Annotated in this window: 19 protein-coding genes; 15 read left to right on the top strand and 4 right to left on the bottom strand. The window is 67.0% G+C overall.

Annotated features, from left to right (window positions below; genetic code table 11):
• Positions 1–152 precede the first annotated feature (152 nt).
• From ACVOJ1_RS14290 to ACVOJ1_RS14300, 3 genes are all read left to right on the top strand, one after another.
• A complete protein-coding gene (locus ACVOJ1_RS14290) occupies positions 153–974 on the top strand; it encodes a DUF3014 domain-containing protein (RefSeq protein ID WP_277381025.1) in 822 nt (273 codons plus the stop codon).
• 192 nt (positions 975–1,166) lie between these two features.
• Entirely contained in the window at positions 1,167–3,752 is a 2,586-nt protein-coding gene (gene clpB / locus ACVOJ1_RS14295; protein WP_111187257.1) for an ATP-dependent chaperone ClpB, read from the top strand.
• Between the two features lie 151 nt (positions 3,753–3,903).
• Positions 3,904–5,190 carry an O-acetylhomoserine aminocarboxypropyltransferase/cysteine synthase family protein gene (locus tag ACVOJ1_RS14300; protein WP_053519387.1) on the top strand — a complete coding sequence of 429 codons (1,287 nt, stop codon included), beginning with the start codon at positions 3,904–3,906 and terminating at the stop codon, positions 5,188–5,190.
• A 181-nt stretch (positions 5,191–5,371) separates the two neighbouring features.
• Here ACVOJ1_RS14300 and ybaL read toward each other — a convergent pair whose 3' ends face one another.
• Together ybaL and ACVOJ1_RS14310 are read right to left on the bottom strand one after the other, a co-directional pair.
• Entirely contained in the window at positions 5,372–7,069 is a 1,698-nt protein-coding gene (ybaL, locus tag ACVOJ1_RS14305; protein ID WP_053519386.1) for a YbaL family putative K(+) efflux transporter, read from the bottom strand.
• Between the two features lie 179 nt (positions 7,070–7,248).
• Positions 7,249–9,636 carry a TonB-dependent receptor plug domain-containing protein gene (locus ACVOJ1_RS14310; RefSeq protein ID WP_074899615.1) on the bottom strand — a complete coding sequence of 796 codons (2,388 nt, stop codon included), beginning with the start codon at positions 9,634–9,636 and terminating at the stop codon, positions 7,249–7,251.
• Between the two features lie 335 nt (positions 9,637–9,971).
• On the opposite strand from ACVOJ1_RS14310, the gene ACVOJ1_RS14315 reads away from it, so the two are divergent.
• Positions 9,972–11,837 (top strand): ABC-F family ATP-binding cassette domain-containing protein, encoded by a 1,866-nt coding sequence (locus ACVOJ1_RS14315; RefSeq protein ID WP_053519381.1) that lies wholly within the window; start codon positions 9,972–9,974, stop codon positions 11,835–11,837.
• A gap of 82 nt (positions 11,838–11,919) precedes the next feature.
• On the opposite strand, the gene ampR is transcribed toward ACVOJ1_RS14315, so the two are convergent.
• Positions 11,920–12,783, bottom strand: a complete 864-nt coding sequence (ampR, locus tag ACVOJ1_RS14320; RefSeq protein WP_053519379.1) for a LysR family transcriptional regulator AmpR — start codon at positions 12,781–12,783, stop codon at positions 11,920–11,922.
• Positions 12,784–12,959: 176 nt separating this feature from the next.
• Here ampR and blaL2 point away from each other — a divergent pair, with 176 nt between their 5' ends.
• From blaL2 to ACVOJ1_RS14335, 3 genes are all read left to right on the top strand, one after another.
• Positions 12,960–13,871 carry a L2 family extended-spectrum class A beta-lactamase gene (gene blaL2, locus ACVOJ1_RS14325; RefSeq protein ID WP_193396486.1) on the top strand — a complete coding sequence of 304 codons (912 nt, stop codon included), beginning with the start codon at positions 12,960–12,962 and terminating at the stop codon, positions 13,869–13,871.
• 84 nt (positions 13,872–13,955) lie between these two features.
• On the top strand, positions 13,956–15,170 hold the full coding sequence (locus ACVOJ1_RS14330; protein ID WP_197572676.1) for a cation:proton antiporter: 1,215 nt from the start codon (positions 13,956–13,958) through the stop codon (positions 15,168–15,170).
• A 48-nt stretch (positions 15,171–15,218) separates the two neighbouring features.
• On the top strand, positions 15,219–15,866 hold the full coding sequence (locus ACVOJ1_RS14335) for a hypothetical protein (protein WP_346480566.1): 648 nt from the start codon (positions 15,219–15,221) through the stop codon (positions 15,864–15,866).
• A gap of 85 nt (positions 15,867–15,951) precedes the next feature.
• Here the strand turns inward: ACVOJ1_RS14335 and ACVOJ1_RS14340 are convergent, their stop codons facing one another.
• Positions 15,952–16,689, bottom strand: coding sequence for a DUF3011 domain-containing protein (locus ACVOJ1_RS14340; protein ID WP_065174757.1), 738 nt, complete (start codon positions 16,687–16,689; stop codon positions 15,952–15,954).
• 158 nt (positions 16,690–16,847) lie between these two features.
• Between ACVOJ1_RS14340 and aspS the strand changes: the two genes are divergently transcribed.
• From aspS to ACVOJ1_RS14380, 8 genes are all read left to right on the top strand, one after another.
• On the top strand, positions 16,848–18,599 hold the full coding sequence (gene aspS / locus ACVOJ1_RS14345) for an aspartate--tRNA ligase (RefSeq protein WP_053519369.1): 1,752 nt from the start codon (positions 16,848–16,850) through the stop codon (positions 18,597–18,599).
• A 16-nt stretch (positions 18,600–18,615) separates the two neighbouring features.
• On the top strand, positions 18,616–18,945 hold the full coding sequence (locus ACVOJ1_RS14350; protein WP_346480567.1) for a DNA primase: 330 nt from the start codon (positions 18,616–18,618) through the stop codon (positions 18,943–18,945).
• Between the two features lie 31 nt (positions 18,946–18,976).
• Positions 18,977–19,498: a GNAT family N-acetyltransferase gene (locus tag ACVOJ1_RS14355; protein ID WP_065174759.1), complete on the top strand. Its 522-nt coding sequence runs from the start codon at positions 18,977–18,979 to the stop codon at positions 19,496–19,498.
• 79 nt (positions 19,499–19,577) lie between these two features.
• On the top strand, positions 19,578–20,210 hold the full coding sequence (locus ACVOJ1_RS14360; RefSeq protein ID WP_053519363.1) for an esterase/lipase family protein: 633 nt from the start codon (positions 19,578–19,580) through the stop codon (positions 20,208–20,210).
• A 193-nt stretch (positions 20,211–20,403) separates the two neighbouring features.
• Positions 20,404–21,135, top strand: a complete 732-nt coding sequence (locus ACVOJ1_RS14365; protein WP_053519361.1) for a YebC/PmpR family DNA-binding transcriptional regulator — start codon at positions 20,404–20,406, stop codon at positions 21,133–21,135.
• A 105-nt stretch (positions 21,136–21,240) separates the two neighbouring features.
• On the top strand, positions 21,241–21,762 hold the full coding sequence (gene ruvC / locus ACVOJ1_RS14370) for a crossover junction endodeoxyribonuclease RuvC (RefSeq protein WP_053519359.1): 522 nt from the start codon (positions 21,241–21,243) through the stop codon (positions 21,760–21,762).
• 13 nt (positions 21,763–21,775) lie between these two features.
• Positions 21,776–22,369: a Holliday junction branch migration protein RuvA gene (gene ruvA / locus ACVOJ1_RS14375; RefSeq protein ID WP_053519357.1), complete on the top strand. Its 594-nt coding sequence runs from the start codon at positions 21,776–21,778 to the stop codon at positions 22,367–22,369.
• Between the two features lie 47 nt (positions 22,370–22,416).
• Entirely contained in the window at positions 22,417–24,336 is a 1,920-nt protein-coding gene (locus tag ACVOJ1_RS14380) for a potassium transporter Kup (protein WP_053519356.1), read from the top strand.
• Positions 24,337–24,665 lie beyond the last annotated feature (329 nt).

Here is a 24,665-nt window from a genome sequence, read left to right on the forward strand (position 1 = left end):
AAGATGCACAGCCTCGCGCAGCGCGCGCAAAGCAGGCGTGAGCGTGCCCTGCGTGCGGCGCCAACCCCAACGGCAGCGGAACACGCGGGGAACCCTCGGGAATCGAGAGGGTCACACCTTGTCCATGCAGATGGAAAACGAGGGACTGCATCATGCAGAGTGGAAAGGCGGTATGGCCCTGGGTGCTGGGTGTGGTGGTGATCGGTGGCGCGGGCGGTTGGCTGTTCCGCGATCAGCTCAAGAGCCTGGCGGACGGTGTCCCGGTGCCGGTGCAGTCGCCCCCCGCCAGTGCTGGCGCACCGCCACAACCGAAGGCGGCCGCAGAAACCGCACCGGCGCCGCCCGCCATCCAGCATCCGCTGGACACCGAAGCCGCGGCCGATCCCGCGCTGCCGAAACTGGCCGACAGCGATATCGCGGCCTGGAGCGCATTGAGTCAGCTGTTCCAGGGGGAGGGGCCGCTCACCCTGCTGCTGCGCGATCACCTGATCCAGCGCCTGGTGACCCAGGTCGACAATCTGGACAAGCCCAGTGTTCCGCCGACCGCATTGGCCGCGCGGCCTCTGCCGGGGAGCCTGCAGGTCGAGCCGGGCGAGGGCGGGGAACGCATCGCCGCCAGCAACGCCGCGCGCTATGCGCCCTATGTGCAGGCATTCACCGCGCTGGACGCGGCGGCAACGGCGACGGCGTACAAGCGCTTCTACCCGTTGATCCAGCAGGCCTATGTCGATCTTGGGCGGCCAGAGGGCTACTTCAATGATCGCCTGGTGGCGGTGATCGACCATCTGCTGGAGACCCCGGAGCCGCAGCAGGCGCCCCTCGTTCAACGCGATGAACGGGGTCGCTACCGCTTCGTGGATCCGGATCTGCAGGCGCGCTCGATTGGCCAGAAGGCCCTGCTGCGCATGGATGTGGCGCAATCGCGGGCGGTCAAGCAGCAGCTCCGGGCGATCCGCAGCGCGATCGCGCGCTGAGCGATCGCGGGCGCGGCCCGCCATGCGTAACTGATCCGGATCAACGCGCCGACCACACCCGCTCCGGCATGCTGGCCCCAGGCTGACTGGCCCCGGGGTGCAGTCGCAGCCACCCTTGAAACCGGGTGGTGCAACCGCATCTTTCCAGCATCGCCGGCACGGGCCGGCACTGACGACCGATGAGGATTCGCAATGCGGATGGACAAGCTCACCTCGCGTTTCCAGCAGGCGCTGGCGGACGCGCAGTCGTTGGCCGTGGGCCGCGACAACAGCATCATCGAACCGGTCCACGTGTTCAGCGCACTGCTGGACCAGCAGGGCGGCAGCACGCGTCCGCTGCTGGCGCAGGCCGGTGTCAATGTACCGGTGCTGCGCGAGCGCCTGGACGAGGCGCTGGACGCGCTGCCGAAGGTGTCCGGGCAGGCCGGCAACCTGTCGATCGGCAATGATCTCAACCGCCTGCTCAACCACACCGACAAGCTGGCCCAGCAGCACGGCGATGCCTTCATCGCCAGCGAGTGGTTCGTGCTGGCGGCGCTGGAGGATGGCGGCACGCTCGGCATGGCGCTGCGCGCCGCCGGTGCCGACAAGGCGCGCCTGCAGTCGGCGATCGACAAGCTGCGCGGCGGCGAGAACGTGCAGTCGGAGAACGCCGAAGAGCAGCGCCAGGCGCTGGAGAAGTACACCATCGACCTGACCGCGCGCGCCGAGAGCGGCAAGCTGGACCCGGTGATCGGCCGTGACGAGGAAATCCGCCGCACCATCCAGGTACTGCAGCGCCGGACCAAGAACAACCCCGTGCTGATCGGGGAACCCGGCGTGGGCAAGACCGCGATCGTGGAAGGGCTGGCCCAGCGCATCATCAACGACGAAGTGCCTGAGGGCCTGCGCGGCAAGCGCGTGCTGTCACTGGACATGGGCGCGTTGATCGCCGGCGCCAAGTTCCGCGGTGAATTCGAGGAGCGACTGAAGGGCGTATTGAACGACCTGGCCAAGAACGAAGGGCAGATCATCCTGTTCATCGATGAGCTGCACACCATGGTCGGGGCCGGCAAGGCCGACGGTGCGATGGACGCCGGCAACATGCTGAAGCCGGCGCTGGCGCGCGGCGAGCTGCACTGCATCGGTGCCACCACGCTGGACGAGTACCGCAAGTACATCGAGAAGGATGCCGCACTGGAACGCCGCTTCCAGAAGGTATTCGTGGGCGAGCCTTCGGTGGAGGACACCATTGCCATCCTGCGTGGGCTGAAGGAGAAGTACGCCCTGCACCACGGCGTTGAGATCACCGACCCGGCGATCGTTGCTGCGGCCACGCTGTCCAACCGCTACATCACCGACCGCCAGCTGCCGGACAAGGCCATCGATCTGATGGACGAGGCCGCCTCGCGCCTGCGCATGGAGATCGACTCCAAGCCCGAGGAACTGGATCGGCTGGAGCGGCGCGTGATCCAGCTGAAGATCCAGCGCGAAATGCTGAAGAAGGAGAAGGACGATGCCTCGCGGCAGCGCCTTGCCGATCTGGAGAATGACATCGAGGTGCTGGAGCGCGAATTCTCCGACCTCAATGAAATCTGGAAGTCGGAGAAGGCCGCGCTGCAGGGCGCAACGAAGATCAAGGAGCAGGTGGAGCAGGCCAAGCTGGAGCTGGAAGCCGCGCAGCGCCGGCAGGATTTCGCCAGGATGAGCGAGATCCAGTATGGGCTGCTGCCCCAACTGGAAAAGCAGCTGGCGGCTGCCCAGGAAGCCGAGCACAAGGACTTCAAGCTGGTGCAGGACCGGGTGACCGATGAGGAGATCGCCGAGGTCGTGTCGCGCTGGACCGGCATCCCGGTGAACAAGATGCTCGAAGGAGAGCGCGACAAGCTGTTGCGGATGGAAGAGGTGCTGCACAACCGCGTGGTCGGCCAGGAAGAGGCGATCAAGGTGGTGTCCGACGCGGTGCGTCGCTCACGCGCGGGCCTGTCCGACCCGAACCGGCCTGCCGGCTCGTTCCTGTTCCTGGGCCCGACCGGCGTCGGCAAGACCGAACTGTGCAAGTCCCTGGCCGAATTCCTGTTCGACAGCGCCGACGCGATGGTCCGCATCGACATGAGCGAGTTCATGGAGAAGCACAGCGTCGCCCGCCTGATCGGTGCACCTCCGGGCTACGTCGGCTATGAGGAAGGGGGCTACCTGACCGAAGCCGTGCGTCGCCGTCCGTACTCGCTGATCCTGCTCGACGAGGTCGAGAAGGCGCATCCGGACGTGTTCAACATCCTGCTGCAGGTGCTGGACGATGGCCGCCTGACCGATGGCCAGGGCCGCACGGTGGACTTCCGCAATACCGTCATCGTGATGACCTCGAACCTGGGCTCGCACCAGATCCAGGACATGAGCGGTGACGACAGCCCGGAGGCCTACATGCAGATGAAGGCCGCGGTGATGGGGGTGGTGCAGGCGCACTTCCGTCCGGAGTTCATCAACCGCCTCGACGATATCGTGGTGTTTCACCCGCTGGACAAGCAGCAGATCAAGCAGATCGCGCGCATCCAGATGCGCGGGCTGGAGAAGCGGCTGGCCGAGCGCGGCCTGAAGCTGGTGGTGTCCGACGCCGCGTTCGACCTGCTGGGCAATGTGGGCTTCGATCCGGTATACGGCGCACGCCCGCTGAAGCGCGCGATCCAGTCGCAGCTGGAGAATCCGCTGGCACAGAAGATCCTGTCGGGCGCCTTCGCCAACGGTGACACCATCGAGGTCGGCAACGACGGCGGTCACCTGGTGTTCGCCAAGGCCTGATGTCAGCCGGGTTCCCGCCCATGGGGGCGGGAACCTGCGGGCTGCCGGGCAGGTCCTGATAACCACAGGTTACGGGCTCATCGCCAGCGGCTCTCAGCGTGCGCGGTGGGGTCGCCTATCGTGCAGGTTTCCCCGGATGGAACCTGACGCGATGAGTGATCCGCAGTGGCAACTGGAAACCCTGGCCGTGCACGGCGGCTACCGGCCCGACCCGACCACGCGCGCAGTGGCGGTGCCCATCTACCAGACCGTGGCCTACGCCTTCGATGACACCCAGCACGGCGCCGATCTGTTCGATCTGAAGGTGCAGGGCAACATCTATACCCGCATCATGAATCCCACCACCGACGTGCTGGAGCAACGTCTGGCCGCGCTGGAAGGCGGGATCGGTGCGCTGGCGCTGGCCTCCGGGCAGGCTGCGATCACCTATGCGATCCAGACCATCGCCGAAGCAGGCGACAACATCGTCGCCGCCAGTGCGCTGTATGGCGGCAGCCTCAATCTGCTGGCGCATACGCTGCCGCAGTACGGCATCCAGGCGCGGTTCGCCGACCCGGCCGATCCGTCAGCCTTTGCTCCCCTCATCGACAGCCGTACCAAGGCGGTGTTCGTCGAGTCGATCGGCAATCCACGCGGGAATGTCACCGACATCGCCGCGATTGCCGAAGTCGCCCATGCCGCCGGCGTGCCCTTGATTGTCGACAACACGGTTGCCACGCCTTTCCTGCTGCGCCCGTTCGAGCATGGCGCGGATATCGTGGTGCACTCGCTGACCAAGTACCTCGGCGGCCATGGCAACAGTCTGGGGGGAGCGATCATCGATTCGGGCCGCTTCGACTGGACGGCGCAGCCACAGCGTTTCGCCCGTCTCAACCAGCCGGACCCGAGCTATCACGGTGTGGTCTACACCGACGCCCTCGGCCCGGCCGCCTACATCGGCCGTGCGCGGGTGGTGCCGCTGCGCAATACCGGCGCGGCGCTGTCGCCGTTCAATGCGTTCCTCATCCTGCAGGGCATCGAGACCCTGGCCCTGCGCATGGAACGGATCAACGCCAACGCGCTGGCCGTGGCGCAGTATCTGAAGCAGCATCCCAAGGTGGCGTGGGTGCGCTATGCCGGCCTGCCGGATGACCCTGAGCATGCGGGCGCACAGCGTTACCTGCGTGGGCAGGGCTCAGGCGTGCTGACCTTCGGCCTTCCTGGCGGACGTGAGGCCGGTGCCCGCTTCCTGGACGCACTGAAGCTGTTCACGCGGCTGGTCAACCTGGGTGACGCCAAGTCGCTGGCCACCCATCCGGCATCCACCACCCATCGCCAGCTGGATGCCGATGAACTGGCCCGTGCCGGGGTCAGCGAAGACACGGTGCGGCTGTCGATCGGCATCGAGCACATCGGCGACCTGCAGGCCGACCTGCAGCAGGCGCTGGCCGGCGCCTGATAGCCAGGCGCTTGGTCGTCATCGCCAGTGGCGATCACCACCGCCGCCGCGATGCGCTACGGTGGAGCTGCCTCTCCAAGGCGTGGCACTGGTGTTACCTATCCCCGGTCGATGCGGGTCGACCGGGGATTTTTCATGGCAGCCGCCGGGCATGGCCCGGCGCTACGCCATCCGCCCTGCCTCACACCACCGGAATGCTGTGCTGGCCGAGATTCCGGTAGGGCGGGGTGGACATGATCATCTCCGCCAGCGAATAGGCCAGCTCGCGCTCGGCCATCACCGTGCCATCGGCGCCATGTTCCAGCAGGTGCTTCACTTCAGCATCGCTGTGTGCCCGTGCCAGCAGGGTCAGCTCGGGATTGATCGCGCGCAGTTTGGCCAGCGCTTCGCCGGCTTCCAATGGCTGCGGAATGGCCAGGACGGCGATCTTGGCGCGCTCCGGGTGGGCCTCGGCCAGCACCCGGTCGGCCGCGGCGCTGCCACGGATCGCCGCGAGGCCACTGGCATGTGCACGCTCGACATGGTCCTTGTTGTCATCGATCACCAGCACCGGTACGCCGCGGTCGCGCAGCACCTGTGCCAGCTCGCTGCCAACCCGGCCGTAGCCGATCACGATAGCGTGGTCATGCAGGTCGCGCGAGGGCCCGGTGGCTTCTTCCGGCTCCGGCGCCTGCGGCAGCTGCTCCTGCTTCGCCTGCCAGCGGTCGAGCAGGCCGAACACCAGCGGGTTGAGCATGATCGACACCAGTGCACCGGCCAGCACCAGCGACTGTCCTTCCTTCGGCAGGATCTGCAGCGAGACACCGAGGCCGGCGATGATGAAGGCGAACTCACCGATCTGCGCCAGGCTGGCCGAGATGGTCAGCGCGGTGCTGCTCGGGTGGCCGAACGCACGCACAATGAAGAAGGCGGCGGCGGACTTGCCGAACATGATGATCAGCACCGTGGCCAGTACCTGCCACGGATGCTGCACGACGATGTTGGGGTCGAACAGCATGCCCACCGAAACGAAGAACAGCACCGCGAACGCATCGCGCAGCGGCAGCGAATCATGCGCCGCCTTGTGGCTCAGTTCCGATTCGTTGAGCAGCATCCCGGCGAAGAACGCGCCCAGCGCGAAGGACACGCCGAACAGCATGGCCGAACCGAAGGCCACGCCCAGTGCGATCGCCAGCACTGACAGGGTGAACAGCTCGCGCGAGCCGGTGCCGGCGATGCGTTCGAGGATCCAGGGAATGACCCGCCGACCGACCACCAGCATCACGGCCACGAACAGGCCAAGCTGCACGAACGTCCAGCCCAGATCGGCCAGCACGCTGCCGACGGTGTGGGTTTCCTTGGCCGCATCGGGGCCGAACACGCCGGCAAGCACCGGCATCATCACCAGTGCCAGTACGCAGGCCAGATCCTCCACGATCAGCCAGCCCACTGCGATCTTGCCGCGCATGGTCTCCAGCAGGCGGCGCTCTTCCATCGCCCGCAGCAGGACCACGGTACTGGCGGTGGCCAGCGAGAAGCCGAAGATCACCCCATGCAGCGTCGGCCAGCCCATCAACCACGCCACGCCCCAGCCGAGCAGGGTGGCCACCGCGATCTGGCCGATGGCACCCGGGATCGCGATGGCCTTGACCGCCATCAGGTCCTTCAGCGAGAAGTGCAGGCCGACGCCGAACATCAGCAGCATCACGCCCAGTTCGGCCAGCTGGTTGGCCAGCGCCTGGTCGGCGACGAACCCCGGGGTGAATGGCCCCACGCAGATGCCAGCAACCAGATACCCGACCAGGGGAGACAAGCGCAGCTTGTTGGCCAGCGCGCCGAAGATGAAGGCGAGCCCCAGGCCAACGGCGACGATGTTGATCAGGTCGGTGTCATGGTGCATCGGCACTCGCAGGGTTCGGGGAGGGGGATGTCCCGATTTTCACCCAAGCGGCCAGATGCAGCAAACCCGGCAGGTGGAACGGATGGTTTGAGCAGTACAGGGCCGATCCCTTCTGCCGGAACAGAAGGGATGCAGGTTCCACCGCGCCGCCGGGCGCGGCCCGGCGTTACCGGTGCCGCTTACCAGGTGTACCGGATACGCCCGTACACATACGCGCCGTTGAAGCCGAACGGCGAGTAGTTGCTGTACGGCAGCATGCCGAAGGTCGAGTTCTGCAGGTCCGCCGTCCGGTCCGGATACTTGTCCAGCAGATTGTCCGCGCCGACGGTCAGGGTCCAGTTGCTGCTCGGCTTGTAGCTGGCCGAGGCATCCACTACCCAGGCATCACCGTAGGTCTGGTCACGCAGCGCGGTGGCCGAATTGCGCACGGTGAACTTGCCGTAGCGTGTGGCCGCCAGGCCCAGCTCCCAATGATCCGAGCGCCAGGTGCCGCTGAGGATCGCCTTGTCGCGCGGATAGCTGTCCTCGATGCGGCCGATCTCATCGCGGCCGATCAGCGACTGCGAGATACCCAGCGTCGGGAACACCGACGGAGACCCGTTCACCCGCTTCACTTCGGTTTCGTTGTAGCTGTAGGCCGCCGTCAGCTCCAGGCTGCTGGCACTGAAGGGCACGGTATAGCTGGAGACGAAGTCCACGCCGCGCGTGCGCGTGTCCAGTGCGTTGGTGAAGTACGAGAAGGCCGTCACCTGCGGGAGGCCCAGCCCGCCCAGCAGCGCGGCTGCAGCCGGCGTGGTGGTGATGTTGGAGGACAGCGCGATGCGATCGTCAATGTCGATCTGGTACGCATCGATGGTCACGTACAGGCGGTCCACCGGCTGCAGCACCAGGCCCAGGCTGTAGCTGGTGGAGGTCTCGGCCTTCAGTGGCGAGGCGCCCAGCGCCTGTGCGGCCGGGCTGGTGGTGGGGAAAGTGCCGCGTTCGAAGAAGTCACCGTTGATGATGGTGCTGGTCACCGCCTGGTAGCCCTGCTGGCCCAGCGATGGCGCGCGGAAGCCACTGGACGCGGTGGCCCGCAGCGCGACCTTGTCGGTGAACGCGTAGCGTGCCGAAAGCTTGCCGGAGAAGCGGTCACCGAAGTCCGAATAGTCTTCGTAGCGCCCGGTGAGGCCGGCGGAGAACTTCTCGGTCAGGTCCGCTTCCAGGCCGGCGTAGACCGCATAGTTGTGGCGGTCGGTATGCACTTCATTGGTCGGGGTGAAGCCGGCGAAGCCCTGTGCGCCGCTGCCGGTGTACGAATTCAGCTCGCCCGGGTTCTGGTCCCACTTCTCCTTGCGGTACTCACCACCGAAGGACAGCGTCACCGGATAGGCCAGGCCCCAGTCCAGCGACTTGGTCAGGTCGGCATTGAAGATGTCCTGCTGGTACTTCAACGTGCCGTCGTAGAACGAGCTCGGGCTGGCCGTGCCCAGGCTGTAGTTGATGGTGTTGCGGGTGTGGAAATCCAGGGTGTTCTCGCCGTGGTTCAGGCTCAGGTCCCAGGTCCAGCCGCTGTCGGTGCTGCCCTTGACGCCGGCCACCAGCGAGCGGTCCTTGGAGTACTGGTTGATCTGCGGCACGAAGCCGTCGGGGTAGACCTGGGCCAGCAGGGCGCCCTGCCCACTGTGGTTGCGCGAGCGGTAGAACGCGAACGAGGTGATGTCGCGGTTGCTGAGCAACGCGCTGGCGTAGCCGGTAACGCGGTCGCTGAAGTCGAAGCTGGCGTTGGCCGAGGCGGCGGTCGCATCCACGCGCGGATCGCCGACCACGAAGGTCGTCTCGCCGATGCCAGGGAAATTGCCGGTGTTCGGTGTGCTGCCCTGGTAAGGACCGGCGCGGTTGCTTTCATCCTGCTGGCTGATCTGCCCGGCCACGTGCAGGCGGCCACGGCCGCTGCCGAACTCCACGCCGGTATCGCCGGAGAGCTGGTACTTGTTGCCATCGCCGGCCGAATACTGGCCGTAGTCGACAGCCAGGCTGCCGCCGCTGCCGCTGCCCTTGAGCACGATGTTGATGACGCCGGCGATGGCGTCCGAGCCGTACTGCGCCGAAGCGCCGTCGCGCAGCACTTCAACGCGCTCGATGGCGGCGATCGGAATCGCATTGATGTCCACCGCCGACGAGCCGCGGCCGATGCTGCCGTTGACGTTGATCATGGCGGAGGTGTGGCGGCGCTTGCCGTTGACCAGCACCAGCACCTGGTCCGGTGACAGGCCACGCAGCTGCGCCGGTCGCACGCCGCTGGTGCCGTCGGTCAGGGCCGGGCGCGGGAAGTTCAGCGAGGGCAGGGCACGCGACAGCGCGGTGGCCAGTTCGCTGGTGCCGGTGGACTGCAGAACCTCGGGGGTGATGATGTCGATCGGGGACTGCGATTCGGCGACCGTGCGGTCGGCCACGCGGGTACCGGTGACGATCACGGTGTCCAGTGTGTTGGCGGCAGTACCGCTCTGCTGGGCGGCGGCGAGGAACGGAGAGCCACCGAGTGCGACAGCGACGGCGGCGGCGATCAGGCTGGTCTTGCGGGTCATCGGGACGGAACTCCGGTTGGCGGGGACGGCACCGGTATCGACATCACGAGGTGAAGCGGACGACGGTTGTTGCGGTGCGCAAAATAGGAATTAACGGGATATTCAGTGCCTGTCAAATGCCGGCCATCGGAAAAAACGTTGCAGCAGCAACCATTTAGCCGCGATGGGCATCATCATGAGAGGGGCCCGGGACACGTGCGGTGAGGACGTGGGAGAGAGGAAACGCCAGCCGCTGCGCATCCCGGGGCGCGTCAAGTATTCGTTAACGCTAGAATTGCGTCGCAGGAACAGTGCTCACCAGCACATTCCATCCGGTTATATGGACCCCTCCCCCGATGATTTCGCTTCGTAATTTCGCCTTGCGCCGCGGCGAGCGGCTGCTGTTGTCCAACGTCGACCTGACCCTGCATGCCGGTTACCGGGTGGGCGTGGTCGGCCGCAACGGTGCCGGCAAGTCCAGCCTGTTCGCGGCGGTGAAGGGCGAACTGGAGGCCGACAAGGGCGACGTCGACCTGCCCGGCAAGGTCCGCATTGCCAGCGTGGCCCAGGAAACCCCGTCGCTGCCGGATCCGGCGTTGAGCTTCGTGCTCGGTGGCGATACGGAAGTGGCCGCCGTGCTGGCCGAAGAGGCCGATGCGACCGCCCGTGAAGACTGGGAGGCGGTGGCCAATGCCCATACCCGGATGGCCGAGATGGGCGCCTATGACGCCGAAGCACGTGCCGGCAAGCTGCTGCACGGCCTCGGATTCCCGGCCGAGACCCACCACCGCGCGGTGTCCTCGTTCTCCGGTGGCTGGCGCGTGCGCCTGAACCTGGCCCGCGCGCTGATGATGCCCAGCGACCTGCTGCTGCTCGACGAACCGACCAACCACCTCGATCTGGATGCGGTGTACTGGCTGGAACAGTGGCTGCTGAAGTACCCCGGCACGCTGCTGCTGATCTCGCATGACCGCGAGTTCCTCGACAACGTTGCCACCCACACCCTGCACCTGCATGGGGGTGGCGCCAAGCTGTACCCGGGCGGCTACACCGATTTCGAGCGCCAACGTGCCGAGCAGCTGCGCCAGCAGCAGATCGCGCACGAGAAGGAACAGGCCGAGCGGGCCCACCTGCAGAGCTTCATCGACCGCTTCAAGGCGCAGGCCAGCAAGGCCGCGCAGGCGCAGAGCCGCATGAAGCGCCTGGCCAAGCTGGCCGGTACCGAGGCCGTGCGTGCCGAGCGCGAGTTCCGTATCGAGTTCGCACCGCCCGCCAAACTGCCGTTCTCGCTGATCCGCCTGAATCATGTCGAGGCGGGCTATGGCCAGGACGCCGTGATCCTGCACAACGTCGGCTTTGGTCTGGAAGCGGGACAGCGTATCGGCCTGCTCGGCCCCAACGGCGCCGGCAAGACCACCCTGGTGAAGACCCTGGTGGGCGAGCTGGCACCGATTGCCGGCGAGCGCATGGCCCATCCGGACCTGAAGATCGGCTACTTCGCACAGCACACGGTCGAGTCGCTGCACGAAGGCCAGTCGCCGATGGAGCATTTCCGCGAGATCGCGCCGGATGCGCCGAACCAGTCGTTCCGCGATTTTCTCGGCAAGTGGAATTTCCCGGGTGATCGTGCATTCGAGCCGGTCGATGGCTTCTCCGGTGGTGAGCGTGCGCGCCTGGCGCTGGCGCTGATCGCCTGGCAGCAGCCGAACGTGCTGCTGCTGGACGAACCGACCAACCACCTGGACCTGGAAATGCGCGAGGCGCTGGCCGAAGCGCTGGCAACCTTCGAAGGCGCGATCGTGATGGTCTCCCATGATCGCCACCTGATCGGCCTGGTCTGCGATACCTACTGGCGCGTGGCCGATGGCGTGGTCGAGCCGTTCGACGGAGATCTCGACGCCTATGCTGCGTGGCTGCGCACCCGTCCGCAGGCGCAGGGCACCAAGGCGCGCATGGAGCAGGTGGAAGAGCCGGTGGTGGTCAAGACCGCACCGGTGGCGCAGGTCGTGCAGAAGAAGCCGGTGAATCCGCACAAGCTGGCCGCGGCGGAAGCCAAGGTGGCCGAGCTGGAAGCCGGCCTGGCCGAACTGGACCGTCAACTGGCGGACCCGGCCAACTATGCCGACAGCACCCGCATGGCCGTGCTGGGCCGTGATCGCGAAACGGCCGCTGCGCAGCTGGAAAAGGCTGAAGCTGCCTGGATGGAGCTGCTGGAGTCCTGATGGAGGGCGCCGGGCCATGCCCGGTGGTGTTCCCGATGCACTGCGCTCGCCGGGCATGGCCCGGCGCTACCGCTCGCGCGCGTCAGCCCTGCGCCTGCAACCATTCCCGGAAGCGTCGTGCAGGCTCACGCTCGGCGCGTGAGCGCAGCCTCGTCAGCCAGTAGCGGCCCAGTTCCAGCGTCGTGGCGAACGGCTGCAGCAGCCGTCCTTCCGCCAGTTCCTGTTCGAACATGCGCAGCGGCAGCAGGGCCACGCCGGCCCCTCCGGCAGCGGCCATGGCCAGGGTCAGCGACGAATCGAATACCGGCCCGCGCGCCTCCACGCCGCTGACCCCGGCCGCCTGCAGCCAGCGCGGCCACTCGTCATTGCGATAGGAGCGCAGCAGCGGCAGCGTGCCCAGATCACGCGGCTGTTTCAGCCGGCGTGCCAGGGCGGGGGCGCACAGCGGTGCGAACGGCGCATCCAGGATCGCCGTGCAGGCCTGCCCCTGCCAGTCGCCCTCACCGAAGCGGATGGCCAGGTCCAGGCCTTCGCCGGCAAGATCGATGCGGTTGTTGTGCGTCTGCACGCGAAGCTCGATATCCGGATGCGTGGCCTCGAACGCGGCCAGGCGTGGCAGCAGCCAGCCGGTGGCGAAGGTGCCCACCACGCCCAGCGTCAGCACTTCGCGGGCCGCTCCCCCCGTGTAGCGCGCGATGCTGGCCGAGATGCGCTCGAACGCTTCGTTGAGCACCGGGAACAGCGCGGCGCCTTCATCGGTGAGGGCGACGCCGCGAGGCAGGCGATGGAACAGGCGGATCCCCAGCCGGTCCTCCAGCCCCCGGATCTGATGGCTCAACGCGGCCTGGCTGACGCACAGCTCAAGCGCGGCGCGGGTGAAGTTCTGGTGGCGGGCCGCTGCTTCGAAGGCGCGCAGGGCGTTGAGCGGCAGAGTCGGATGCAGCATCGGAAAGCCGTGAGCTGAAATGATGACTGATCGTAGCGGGATCCGGACGGCTCGTGGAATCTCCGTTGAATGCCCTTCTTAGGCATGAATGAAATTGATGGCACGTGCTGAAAAAACGCGCTGGTCAGGCGCGGCGGGGGCTTTCGATAATCGGGTTCACTTTCCGGAGGTCCTGCATGTTGCCCCGTCGACGATTCCTTCAGTTCAGTACTTCAGCAGTGGTGTCTTCACTGGCTCTGCCGCTGATCGCCCGTGCTGCCGGCAGGGGCGTTGGCACGTCGGCGGCGGCCGGCGCGATCGCCGCCGCCACGGACTTTGCCGCCCTGGAAAAGGCCTGCGCGGGCCGGCTTGGCGTGACCGTGCTGGATACCGCCAGCGGTCGCCGCATCGGCCATCGCCAGGATGAGCGGTTCCCGCTGTGCAGCACGTTCAAGACGGTGCTGGCGGCCACGGTGCTGGACCAGTCACGGCGCGTGCCCGGGTTGCTGGACAGGCGCGTGCCGGTGCGCGAGGCCGACCTGCTCTCGCATGCGCCGGTGGCGCGCCGCCACGCCGGCAAGGATCTGACCGTACGCGACCTGTGCCGGGCAACGATCATCACCAGCGACAACACGGCGGCCAATCTGTTGTTCGACGTGGTGGGCGGGCCGCCCGCCGTGACGGCCTTCCTGCGCGCTCAGGGCGACAGCGTGACCCGCAGCGATCGTCTCGAGCCGGAACTGAACAGCTTCGCCGAGGGTGATCCACGTGACACCACCACGCCGGCGGCGATGGCCGCGACCCTGCAGCGGCTGGTGCTGGGCGATGCGCTGGCGCCGGGCGCGCGCCAGCAACTGGCCGACTGGCTGATCGACAACGAAACCGGCGATGCGTGCCTGCGCGCAGGGCTGGGCGCGCGCTGGCGGGTGGGCGACAAGACCGGCAGCAATGGCGAGGATGCACGCAATGACACCGCCGTGTTGTGGCCCATGGGGGGAGGGGCACCCTGGGTGATTACGGCCTACCTGCAGGCTGCGGACATCAGCAACGATCAACGCGCCAGCGTCCTGGCGCAGGTTGGACGCATCGCGGACAGGCTGATCGGCTGACGCCCGCCCGTCTCCGGGCCGGGCTTGCTCCGAGGGTCGTGCGCGCGCATCCTGCGCGCGTTCGAAACCACACGGAAGTCCCCCATGAGTCATGAGTTGATCTACCTGCTGCTGATCTTCGCGCTGCTGGTGATCCCGCGCGCGCTGCAGCGCTTCAGCCTGCCCGCACCGCTCACCTGCCTGCTGTTCGGGATCATCGGCATGCTCTGGCTCGGGGACCAGGCGCACGACGCGGTGATCGGGCTGCTGGCCACGCTCGGCATCTCGTCCCTGTTCCTGTTCGCAGGTCTGGAGGTCGATCTGCAGGCGTTGCGCCGTGGCATGTGGCCCCTGCTGGCGCATCTTGTGGTGCGCAGCGCCACCCTGTTCGGCGTCGGCTGGCTGGCCTGGCGCTACGCCGGCCTGCCGTGGCAGGCCGCGGGCCTGCTGGCCCTGGCGCTGCTGACGCCCTCCACGGGTTTCATCATGGATTCGCTGTCGCGGCTGGGTCTGAGCGAGGACGAGCGGTTCTGGGTGACCAGCAAGGCCATCGCCGGTGAGCTGCTGGCGCTGGCGGCACTGTTCATCGTGCTGCAGGCCGGCGATCCCGGTCACATGGCCCTGTCCAGCCTGGCCCTGCTGGCGATGATGGTCGGCCTGCCGCTGCTGTTCATCGCGCTGGGTCGCTGGGTGGCGCCGCACGCGCCCGGTTCGGAGTTCTCGCTGCTGGTCATGGTCGGCATGGTCGCTGCCTACATCACCTACCTGCTGGGGGTGTATTACCTGGTGGGCGCCTTCATCGCAGGCCTGGTCGCACGGCTTCTGCACCAGCGCATGCCGCTGCTGGCCTCGCACGAGAACCTGCATGCACTGCGGCTGTTCGCATCGTTCTTCGTGCCGTTCTACTTCTTCAATGCCGGCACCAAGGTTCCCGCCGAGGCATTGAGCTTCGAAGCGCTGGGGCTGGGCATCGTGATCACCCTGGTGGTGCTGCCGCTGCGTATCGGCGTGGTCTGGCTGCAGCGCCGGCTGATGTTCGGTGAGAGTTTCCGCAGCAGTCTGCGCGTGTCGCTGGCGCTGGCGCCGACGCTGATCTTCACCCTGGTCCTGGCCGCGATCATGCGTGAGCGGTTCCAGATTCCGGCGGTGCTGTTCGGCGCATTGCTGCTGTACGCGGCGCTGACCACCCTGCTGCCCTCGCTGGTGTTCCGCACGCCCTTCGATGTCGACCCGGTCGAGCAGGAACCGGTCGGGGCGGGCGAGGCCGCACCGGTGGCGGCAACCGAGACCCTGGCGGAGGGCGTGGACACGGGGCGTTGAACGGGCCAGTGGTTTGCGCAGGCCGGCCATGGCCGTTAGGGTTGGGGCATGAAACTGCCTGCCCTCGTCACTGCTTCTGTCGCCCTGCTCACGCTCGCAGCCTGCTCACAGCCCTCGCATACAGTCGCCCACGACGTGGCGACGGCTCCGGCCGACGCCTTCATGGCTGCGATCGCCGCCCACTGCGGCCAGGCGTACGAGGGCAAAGTGGTGGAGGACACGCCGGCACCGACCGGCAAGGACCCCTTCGCCGGGCAGCGGCTGGTCATGCACGTGCGGGGCTGTGCCGATCCCGGGCATGAGCTGCGCATCCCCTTCCATGTTGGCGATGATCATTCGCGGACCTGGGTCCTGACCCGCACCGAGAGCGGGCTGCGGCTCAAGCACGATCACCGGCATGCCGACGGCAGCCCTGATGCGATCACCCTGTATGGCGGCGACAGCCGTCCGCCGGGTACCGCCGAACGCCAGCAGTTCCCGGCCGATGCCGATTCGGTGGCCATGTTCCGCCGCGCCGACATGCTGGCGTCCACCCACAACGTGTGGGCGATGGAGATCGAGCCGGACCAGCGCTTCGTCTACGAGCTGACCCGTCCCGAAGGCCGCCGCTTCCGCGTGCAGTTCGACCTGAGCAAGCCGGTGGCGTTGCCGCCGGCACCGTGGGGCGACGAGGCCCCGCCGGCAATCGCACCGTAGCGCTCGAATCGGGCCTGACAGTGCCGGGCGATCCCCGGCGAGCGCGGCGGCGGCGATGCCGCCGCACGCCCGCAGGTTCGTTCGCTCAGCGCGTGCCGAAGCGGGCCCGGCAGCCGTTGCTCACCCAGACCTGGCCCCGCGAATAGCCCCAGCTGCGGCCCTCCTGACAGGCGCTGCCCGACAGCTGCTGCTGCAGCACGGGCCGGCCCTGGCGCTCGTCCCAGTCACAGTTCTGGGTGCGGTTGTTGTTGCTGCTGCAGGTAATGGAGTAATTGCTGTTGCCGCCGCCGCCCCAGCCGCCGTTGCCGCCGCCCCAGCCACCGCGGGCTTCAGCGAACTCGGCGCGGCAGCCATTGCTGACCCACACCGCGCCATTGCGCACGCCCCAGGTGCGGCCTTCCTGGCAGGGACTGCCGGACAACTGGCGGACCAGGCGGGCATTGCGCCATCCGACCGGACAGCTGCGTTCACGGTTGTTCTGGCTTTCGCAGCGGATGGTGTCGCCGTTGTTGCCCCCCCAGCCGCCATTGCCACCGCCCCAACCGCCGCGACCCTCGACGAATTCGGCACGGCAGCCGTTGTTGACCCAGATGCTGCCGTTGCGGCTGCCCCAGGTACGGCCTTCCTGGCAGGCCGAGCCGGACAGCTGGCGTACCAGCTGCGCGCTGCGCCAGCCGGTAGTGCAGACCCGTTCGCGGTTGTTCTGGCTTTCGCAGCGGATGACGCCGTTCTGCGCGGCGGCGGGGGCGGGGGAGAGGGTGAGCCCGGCGAGGGCGCCCAGGCTGAGGGTGACGGCCAGGCTGGCCAGGGACAGCGTTTTCATGGCGAATCCCCATACGGTGTGTGGTGCGCGACTATAAGGACGGAACGGATAAAGCCCGTGTGACTGCCCCGCATTTGCCCCGGCCGGGGCCTCGGCCGCAGAATACGGGGCTTTCCGGCCCCATCGGGTGCCGGCGTTCTCCAGCGGAGCTTTCCCCCATGCGTACCCACTTCTGCGGCCTGGTCGACGAGACCCTGATTGGCCAGACTGTCACCCTCGCCGGCTGGACCGACGTGGCCCGTAACCAGGGCGGCGTCTGCTTCATCGATCTGCGCGATCATGAAGGCATCGTGCAGGTGACGGTCGAGGTCGACAACGCCGAAGTGTTCGCGGTCGCGGCCAGCCTGGGCTACGAGGATGTGCTGCAGGTGGAAGGCGTGGTGCGTGCCCGCCACGCGGTGAACGACAAGATGGCGACCGGCAGGGTGGAAGTGATCGCCACGGCCATTACCGTGCTGAACAAGGCGGCGCCGTTGCCGTTCCACGCTCACGAGAATCCGGGCGAAGATACCCGCCTGAAGTACCGCTACCTGGACCTGCGCCGCCCGGAAATGCAGCGCATGCAGCGCACCCGCATCAAGCTGGTGCAGGCGCTGCGCCGTCACCTGGATGCGCGTGGCTTCCAGGACATCGAAACCCCGATCCTGACCAAGGCCACCCCGGAGGGCGCGCGCGACTTCCTGGTGCCGGCGCGCATGCATCCGGGCGAGTTCTACGCTCTGCCGCAAAGCCCGCAGCTGTTCAAGCAGATTCTGATGGTGGCCGGCTTCGACCGTTACTACCAGATCGCGCGCTGCTTCCGCGATGAAGCGCTGCGTGCCGACCGCCAGCTGGAATTCACCCAGCTGGACATGGAGTTCGCCTTCGTGCGCGAGCGCGACGTGCAGGATTTCGTCGAAGAGATGATCCGCGCCATCTTCAAGGAAGTGGTGGACGTCGACCTGGATGCCAGCTTCCCGCGCATGACCTGGGCCGAAGCGATGCGCCGGTATGGGTCGGACAAGCCGGACCTGCGCATCGCGCTGGAACTGGTGGACGTGGCCGAGCTGGTCAAGGGCAGTGAGTTCCCGGTGTTCACCGGCCCGGCCAACGACGCCGATGGCCGCGTCGCCGCGCTGCGCATCCCCGGTGGCGCAGCGTTGAGCCGCAAGCAGATCGATGAGTACGCTGCGCACGCCGCCAAGTACGGCGCCAAGGGCCTGGCCTACATCAAGATCGCCGACAACGGCGAGGTCAGCTCGCCGATCCAGAAGTTCTTCAGCGAAGACGCCTTCGCCGCGCTGGTTGCCCACGTCGGCGCCGGCAAGGGTGACATCGTGTTCTTCGGTGCCGGTGGCTACAACAAGGTCTCCGACTTCATGGGCGCACTGCGCCTGAAGGCCGGCAAGGACTTCGGCCTGGTCGCCGATGGCTGGCGCCCGTTGTGGGTCACCGATTTCCCGATGTTCGAATGGGACGACGAGGCGCAGCGCTATGTCGCCCTGCATCACCCCTTCACCGCACCGGCCGTGGACGATATCGCCGACCTGCGCGCCAATGCCCGTACCGCGGTCTCGCGCGGCTACGACATGGTGCTCAACGGCAATGAAATCGGCGGCGGCTCGATCCGTATCCATCGCCCGGACATGCAGAGCGCGGTGTTCGAGCTGCTCGGCATCGGTGCCGAAGAAGCGCGTGCGAAGTTCGGTTTCCTGCTCGACGCGCTGAACTACGGCGCGCCGCCGCACGGCGGCATCGCATTCGGCATCGACCGCATCGCCGCGCTGATGGCCGGTACCGAGTCGATCCGCGACGTCATCCCGTTCCCGAAGACCACCGGTGCACAGGATCTGATGACCGACGCGCCGTCGCCGATCGTCGACGAGCAGCTGGCCGAAGTGCACATCCAGGTTCGCCCCAAGAAAAACTGATCAGGAGATCCAGGCAATGACCGAGTTTGCGTTTTCGCTGGAGTGGGAAAAGCTGGGCAATGAAGGCTCCGAGGCCAACCTGGTCACCGAGCGGGCACGCGTGTTCGGTGGTTGGCTGGTCCGCGTCGGTACCAACCCGGCGGCGATGGCCCTGACCTTCGTCGCCGACGGCGAAGGCCGCTGGGACGGTGAAGACTTCGGCGTCGAGGATTACGAAGACGACGAAGAGGAAGAAGAGTACGACGAGGACGAGGAAGGCGAAGAAGAGGACGAGGACGAAGAGGAGTACGAGGAAGAGGACGAGGAAGACGAAGACGAAGACGCGGAATCGCCCGAGAAGGCTTGACCCGCCCTTCGCGCTGACGTCAACTTCCTGCATGTACTCGATCCGCCGCGCCACCGTGGACGACGCGCCGACCTTGTCGGCGCTGGCCGCACGCACGTTCACCGAGACCTTCGGCCACCTGTATCCGCCGCAGGACCTGCAGGCTTTCCTGCAGGAGTCCTACACGGTCGAGCGCCAGCGCACGATCCTCGCCCACCCGGATTACGCCGTGTGGTTGCTGGAGCGGGAAGGGGAGGCGGTCGGTCATGCCGCCGCCGGCCCCTGTGGCCTGCCCCATCCGGACGTGAAAGCGGGGGATGGCGAGCTCAAGCGCCTGTATCTGATCAAGTCGCAGCAGAGTTGTGGCTGGGGCAGCCGCCTGCTGGAAACCGCTCTGGCGTGGCTGGAGCGCGACGGCCCGAGGACACTGTGGCTGGGCGTGTGGTCGGAGAACTTCGGCGCACAGCGCTTCTACGCCCGTTACGGCTTCGAGAAGGCCGGGCAGTACCTGTTCCCGGTCGGCCAGACCAACGATCTGGAGTTCATCCTGCGCCGCGCGCCGCGAACGGCCTGAGCGCGTTCACCGCCGCTTTCTGCCGGCCTGTGTTCAATCACCTCACGTTTTCGCCCCGCTGATCGCCAGGCTGTTGCACATGACACCCCCCGTACTGCTGCTCCATGGCATCTGGAACGCCCGCGCCTGGGTAGGGCCGCTGGCGTGGCGCCTGCGCGCGCGCGGGTTCCGGGTGCAGACCTTTGGCTATTCCTCCGTGTTCGGCGGCCCGGATGTAGCGGTCCCTCAGCTGTTGGAGCGTCTGGCCGATGCCGGACCGCTGTCGCTGGTCGGCCACAGCCTTGGCGGGCTGCTGGCGCTGGAGGCACTGCGCCGGCAACCGCAGCTGCAGGTACAGCGCGTGGTCTGCCTTGGCTCGCCGCTGCGCGGCAGCGGTACCGCGCGTTCGCTGTCCGAGCATGGCTGGGGCCTGGCCTTGGGCCGCAGCAGCGAACTGCTGCTTGACGGCCTGCCCGACTGGCAGGGCACGGCCGCGGTCGGCCTGATCGCCGGTTCGGTGCCGCATGGGCTGGGCAGCCTGCTCGGCGCGATCGACGATGCCTCCGACGGCACGGTGGCGCTGGCGGAAACCCGCCTGCCGGGTCTGGCCGATCATTGCGTAGTGCGTACCAGCCACAGTGGCCTGGTGGTTTCGCCCGATGCGGCACGGCAGACCGCGCACTTCCTGCGCCACGGCCGGTTCGATCACAGCCGCGACGCTGCGGCCGCGTAGGCGCCCGGTCGATGCGCACCGTCCGCCGGGCATGGCCCGGCGCTACCCCGGCAACGATCCTGCGGCGCTTTCCCCGGTAGCGCCGGGCCAGGCCCCGCGCGCGCCGCGGCGTCCCACCCCCCGAGACCCGGGTGCAGCGCCTGCTCAGGGAGAATCCGCGCCTTGATCCTGAAGCAGCCAGACGGTAGCACCCATGGGTAGAGGCCCCTCCATCGAAGCCCGCAAGAACGCGTCCGACGCGAAGCGCGGCAAGATTTTCACCAAGATCATCCGCGAGATCGGCGTGGCCGCGCGCGGCGGTGGAGGCGACCCCAACAACAACCCGCGCCTGCGCGTGGCGATGGACAAGGGCCTGGCCGTGAACATGTCCAAGGACGTGATCGAACGTGCGATCAAGAAGGCCACCGGTGAGCTGGAAGGCGTCGACTACGAGGAAGTGCGCTACGAGGGCTATGCGCCCGGCGGTGTGGCGGTGATCGTCGATTGCCTGACCGACAACCGCGTGCGCACCGTGGCCGATGTCCGCCACGCGTTCAGCAAATGCGGCGGCAACATGGGTACCGAGGGCTCGGTGGCCTTCATGTTCAAGCGCCTGGGCGTGCTCAGCTTTGCCCCGGGTGCCGACGAGGAGGCGATCACCGAAGCGGCCATCGAGGCGGGCGCCGATGACATCGTCGTCTATCCGGACGATGGCTCGATCGACGTGGTCACCAGCCCTGACGCATTCAACGCGGTAAAGGAGGCGATGACTGCCGCAGGGCATCTCGCCGACCACGCCGAGATCACCTTCCGCGCCGACAACGACATCAAGGTCGAGGGCGAGGTCGCCCTGCAGGTCCGCAAGCTGCTGGACATGCTTGAAGACCTGGACGACGTGCAGGACGTGTATTCGAACGCCGAACTCGGCGCCGACGCCTACGCCTGAGCCGTCACCGACGGCCTGGGCGCGGGCCGTTGAACGGTCACCGCGGACAGTCATGAGCCCATACGCCTGCCAGCGCTTCCCGTTCCGCCCCGCCAGGAGCGCGGCATGACCCGCATCCTCGGCATCGACCCCGGTTCACAGCGGACCGGGGTGGGCATCATCGATGTCGATGCCGCAGGGCGCGTCATCCACGTCCATCACCAGCCCCTGGTGCTGCTGGGCGCCGACGATTTCCCGCAGCGGATGAAGCTGCTGGTGCTGGGTCTGGCCGACCTGTGCCGCGAGTACCAGCCGCAGGAAGTGGCGATCGAGCGCGTGTTCATGGCGCGCAACCCCGATTCGGCGCTGAAGCTGGGCCAGGCCCGCGGCGCAGCCATTTCGGCAGTGGTGCTGCGCGACCTGCCGGTGCACGAATACGCCGCCAGCGAGATCAAGCTGGCCGTGGTCGGCCGTGGTGGCGCGGAAAAGCAACAGGTTCAACACATGGTCGGGCTCATGCTCAACCTGAAAACCAAGCTGCAGGCCGACGCGGCCGACGCGTTGGCGGTAGCGATCACCCACGCCCACGTAAGGGCGACGGCCAACCGCCTGGGGCTCAGCGCCCGCCAGGCGTGGGGTCGCAAATGAGGAGCTGCACGCAATGATCGGTCGACTGCGCGGCATCGTCGCCTACAAGGCGCCGCCGTGGCTGGTGGTGGACGTGAATGGAGTGGGCTACGAACTGGAGGCGCCGATGAGCACCTTCTACGACCTGCCCGAGCTCGGACGCGAGGTCACGCTGTACACCCATTACGCGCAGAAGGAAGACAGCGTCTCGCTGTACGGCTTCCTGCGCGAAGGCGAGCGTCGGCTGTTCCGCGATGTGCAGAAGGTCAGCGGCATCGGCGCGAAGATCGCGCTGGCCGTGCTGTCCGCTGTCAGCGTCGAGGAATTCGCGCGCATGGTGCAGGCGGGCGACATCACCGCACTGACCCGCATCCCGGGCATCGGCAAGAAGACCGCCGAGCGCATGGTGCTGGAGCTGCGCGATCGTGCGGCCCAGTTCGGTGCCGGCGGGGCGCTGCCGACCGGCAGCGGTCCGGCCCCGGCCGACCCGCTGTCCGATGCCACCGTGGCGCTGCAGCAGCTGGGCTACAAGCCGGCTGAAGCGGCCCGCATGGCCCGTGATGCCTTCAACGAAGGCGACGAAGTGGCCACGGTCATCCGCAAGGCCCTGCAGTCGGCGCTGCGCTGAGCCGCGTCCTTTTCCTCCCCCATCGCCTGAGCTTCGCCAGGAGTCCCATGTCCAGCAGTCAAACCCCGCACGCAGCCGCCCCTGGCGGACACGGTCACGCCCCCCCGGCCGGGGGACTGGCGCTGGTCATCGGTGCGATCGGTGTGGTCTTCGGTGACATCGGTACCAGCCCGCTGTACACCCTGAAGGAGGCGTTCTCGCCGCACTACGGGCTCAACAGCGACCACGACACCGTGCTCGGCGTGCTGTCGCTGGCGTTCTGGGCGCTGAACATCGTGGTCACCCTGAAGTACGTGACCATCATCATGCGCGCCGACAACGATGGCGAGGGCGGCATCATGGCGTTGATGGCGCTGACCCAGCGTACGCTGCGCAACGGCTCACGCTCGGCCTACGTGGTGGGCATCCTGGGCATCTTCGGTGCGTCGCTGTTCTTCGGTGATGGCGTGATCACCCCTGCGATCTCGGTGCTTGGTGCCGTCGAGGGCCTGGAGGTGGCCGCACCGGGCCTGCACGCGTTCATCGTGCCGATCACCGTGGTGGTCCTGCTGATGGTGTTCGCCGCGCAGCGTTTCGGCACAGAGAAGATCGGCAAGGCGTTCGGCCCGATCACCTCGGTGTGGTTCATTTCGCTGGCGGCGATCGGCATCTACAACATCATCGATTCGCCGGAAGTGCTGAAGGCGTTCAACCCGTGGTGGGCGATCCGCTTCTTCATGGAGCACAGCTGGCACGGCATCTTCATCCTTGGCGCCGTGGTGCTGGCGGTCACCGGTGGCGAGGCCCTGTATGCCGACATGGGCCACTTCGGTGCCAAGCCCATCCGCCATGCCTGGTACTTCTTCGTGCTGCCGTGCCTGGTGCTGAACTATCTGGGGCAGGGCGCGCTGGTGCTGAACCACCCCGAAGCGGTGAAGAATCCCTTCTTCGAAGCGGTCCCCGACTGGGCCCTGTATCCGATGATCATCCTGGCCACGATGGCGGCGGTGATCGCCTCGCAGTCGGTGATCACCGGCGCGTTCTCGGTCTCGCGCCAGGCCATGCAGCTCGGCTACATCCCGCGCATGCGCATCAAGCACACTTCGCACGACACCATCGGCCAGATCTACATCCCGGGCATCAACTGGGGCATCGCGGTGATGGTCATCGGCCTGGTGCTGGCGTTCCGCAGCTCGTCGAACCTGGCCGTGGCCTATGGCATCTCGGTCTCGGCCACCATGCTGATCGATACGCTGCTGCTGGCCCTGGTCGCGCGCTCGCTGTGGCCCAAGGCGCGCCATTGGATCCTGCCGCTGTGCGTGGTGTTCTTCATCATCGACGTCGGCTTCGTCATCGCCAATGGCGCCAAGCTGCTGCAGGGCGCCTGGTTCCCGGTCGTGCTGGGCATCTTCCTGTTCACCATGATGCGCACCTGGCGCCGTGGCCGAGAGCTGCTGCGCGACGAGATCCGCAAGGACGGTATCCGCATCGACACCTTCCTGCCGGGCCTGATGCTGGCGCCGCCGGTGCGCGTGCCGGGTACCGCGGTGTTCCTCACCGCTGACCCGACCGTGGCTCCGCATGCACTGATGCACAACCTCAAGCACAACAAGGTGCTGCACGAGCGCAACGTCTTCCTGCATGTGGAAACCCTGCCCATTCCCTATGCGATGGAGGGGCAGCGGCTGAAGATCGAATCGGTGGGCGACGAGTTCTACCGGGTCTATGTCCGCTTCGGTTTCATGGAGACGCCGGACGTACCGTTGGCGTTGATGCGCTCCTGCGACCACGGCGGGATCTATTTCGATCCGATGGACACCACCTTCTTCGCCAGCCGCGAGACCATCGTCGCCACCGCCAACCGCGGCATGCCGATCTGGCGCGACAAGCTGTTCGCACTGATGCATCGCAATGCTGCGCCGGCCACGGGCTTCTTCCGGATTCCGGGCAACCGTCTGGTTGAGTTGGGCGCACAGGTGGAGATTTAATCTCCACCTGCGTTACGTCCCACGATTTGCTGCGCAAACCGTGGGCCCCGCGCGCATTCCACCTTATCCCCCCGCCTATCGGCGCGCCCCCTTGAACAACAAGGGGGCTCCTCTTGCGGAGATGCTGCGTGCCTGAAACTGAGCCCACTCTCCTGCTCTGTTCCATCCACGCATGGCGTGGATCTTCCGTGTCGACCAAGGTCGACACCTACCATCAGATCGCGGCCAACTGTCGAAGGCGGGGTGGGTCCGGTTGCGGGGGCGTGAGCCGCATGGATGCGGCGACCGAGCTTACATGGACGTACTTGCAGCGTCCCCCGCAACCGGAC

It is taken from the genome of Stenotrophomonas sp. STEN225 (assembly GCF_056756445.1).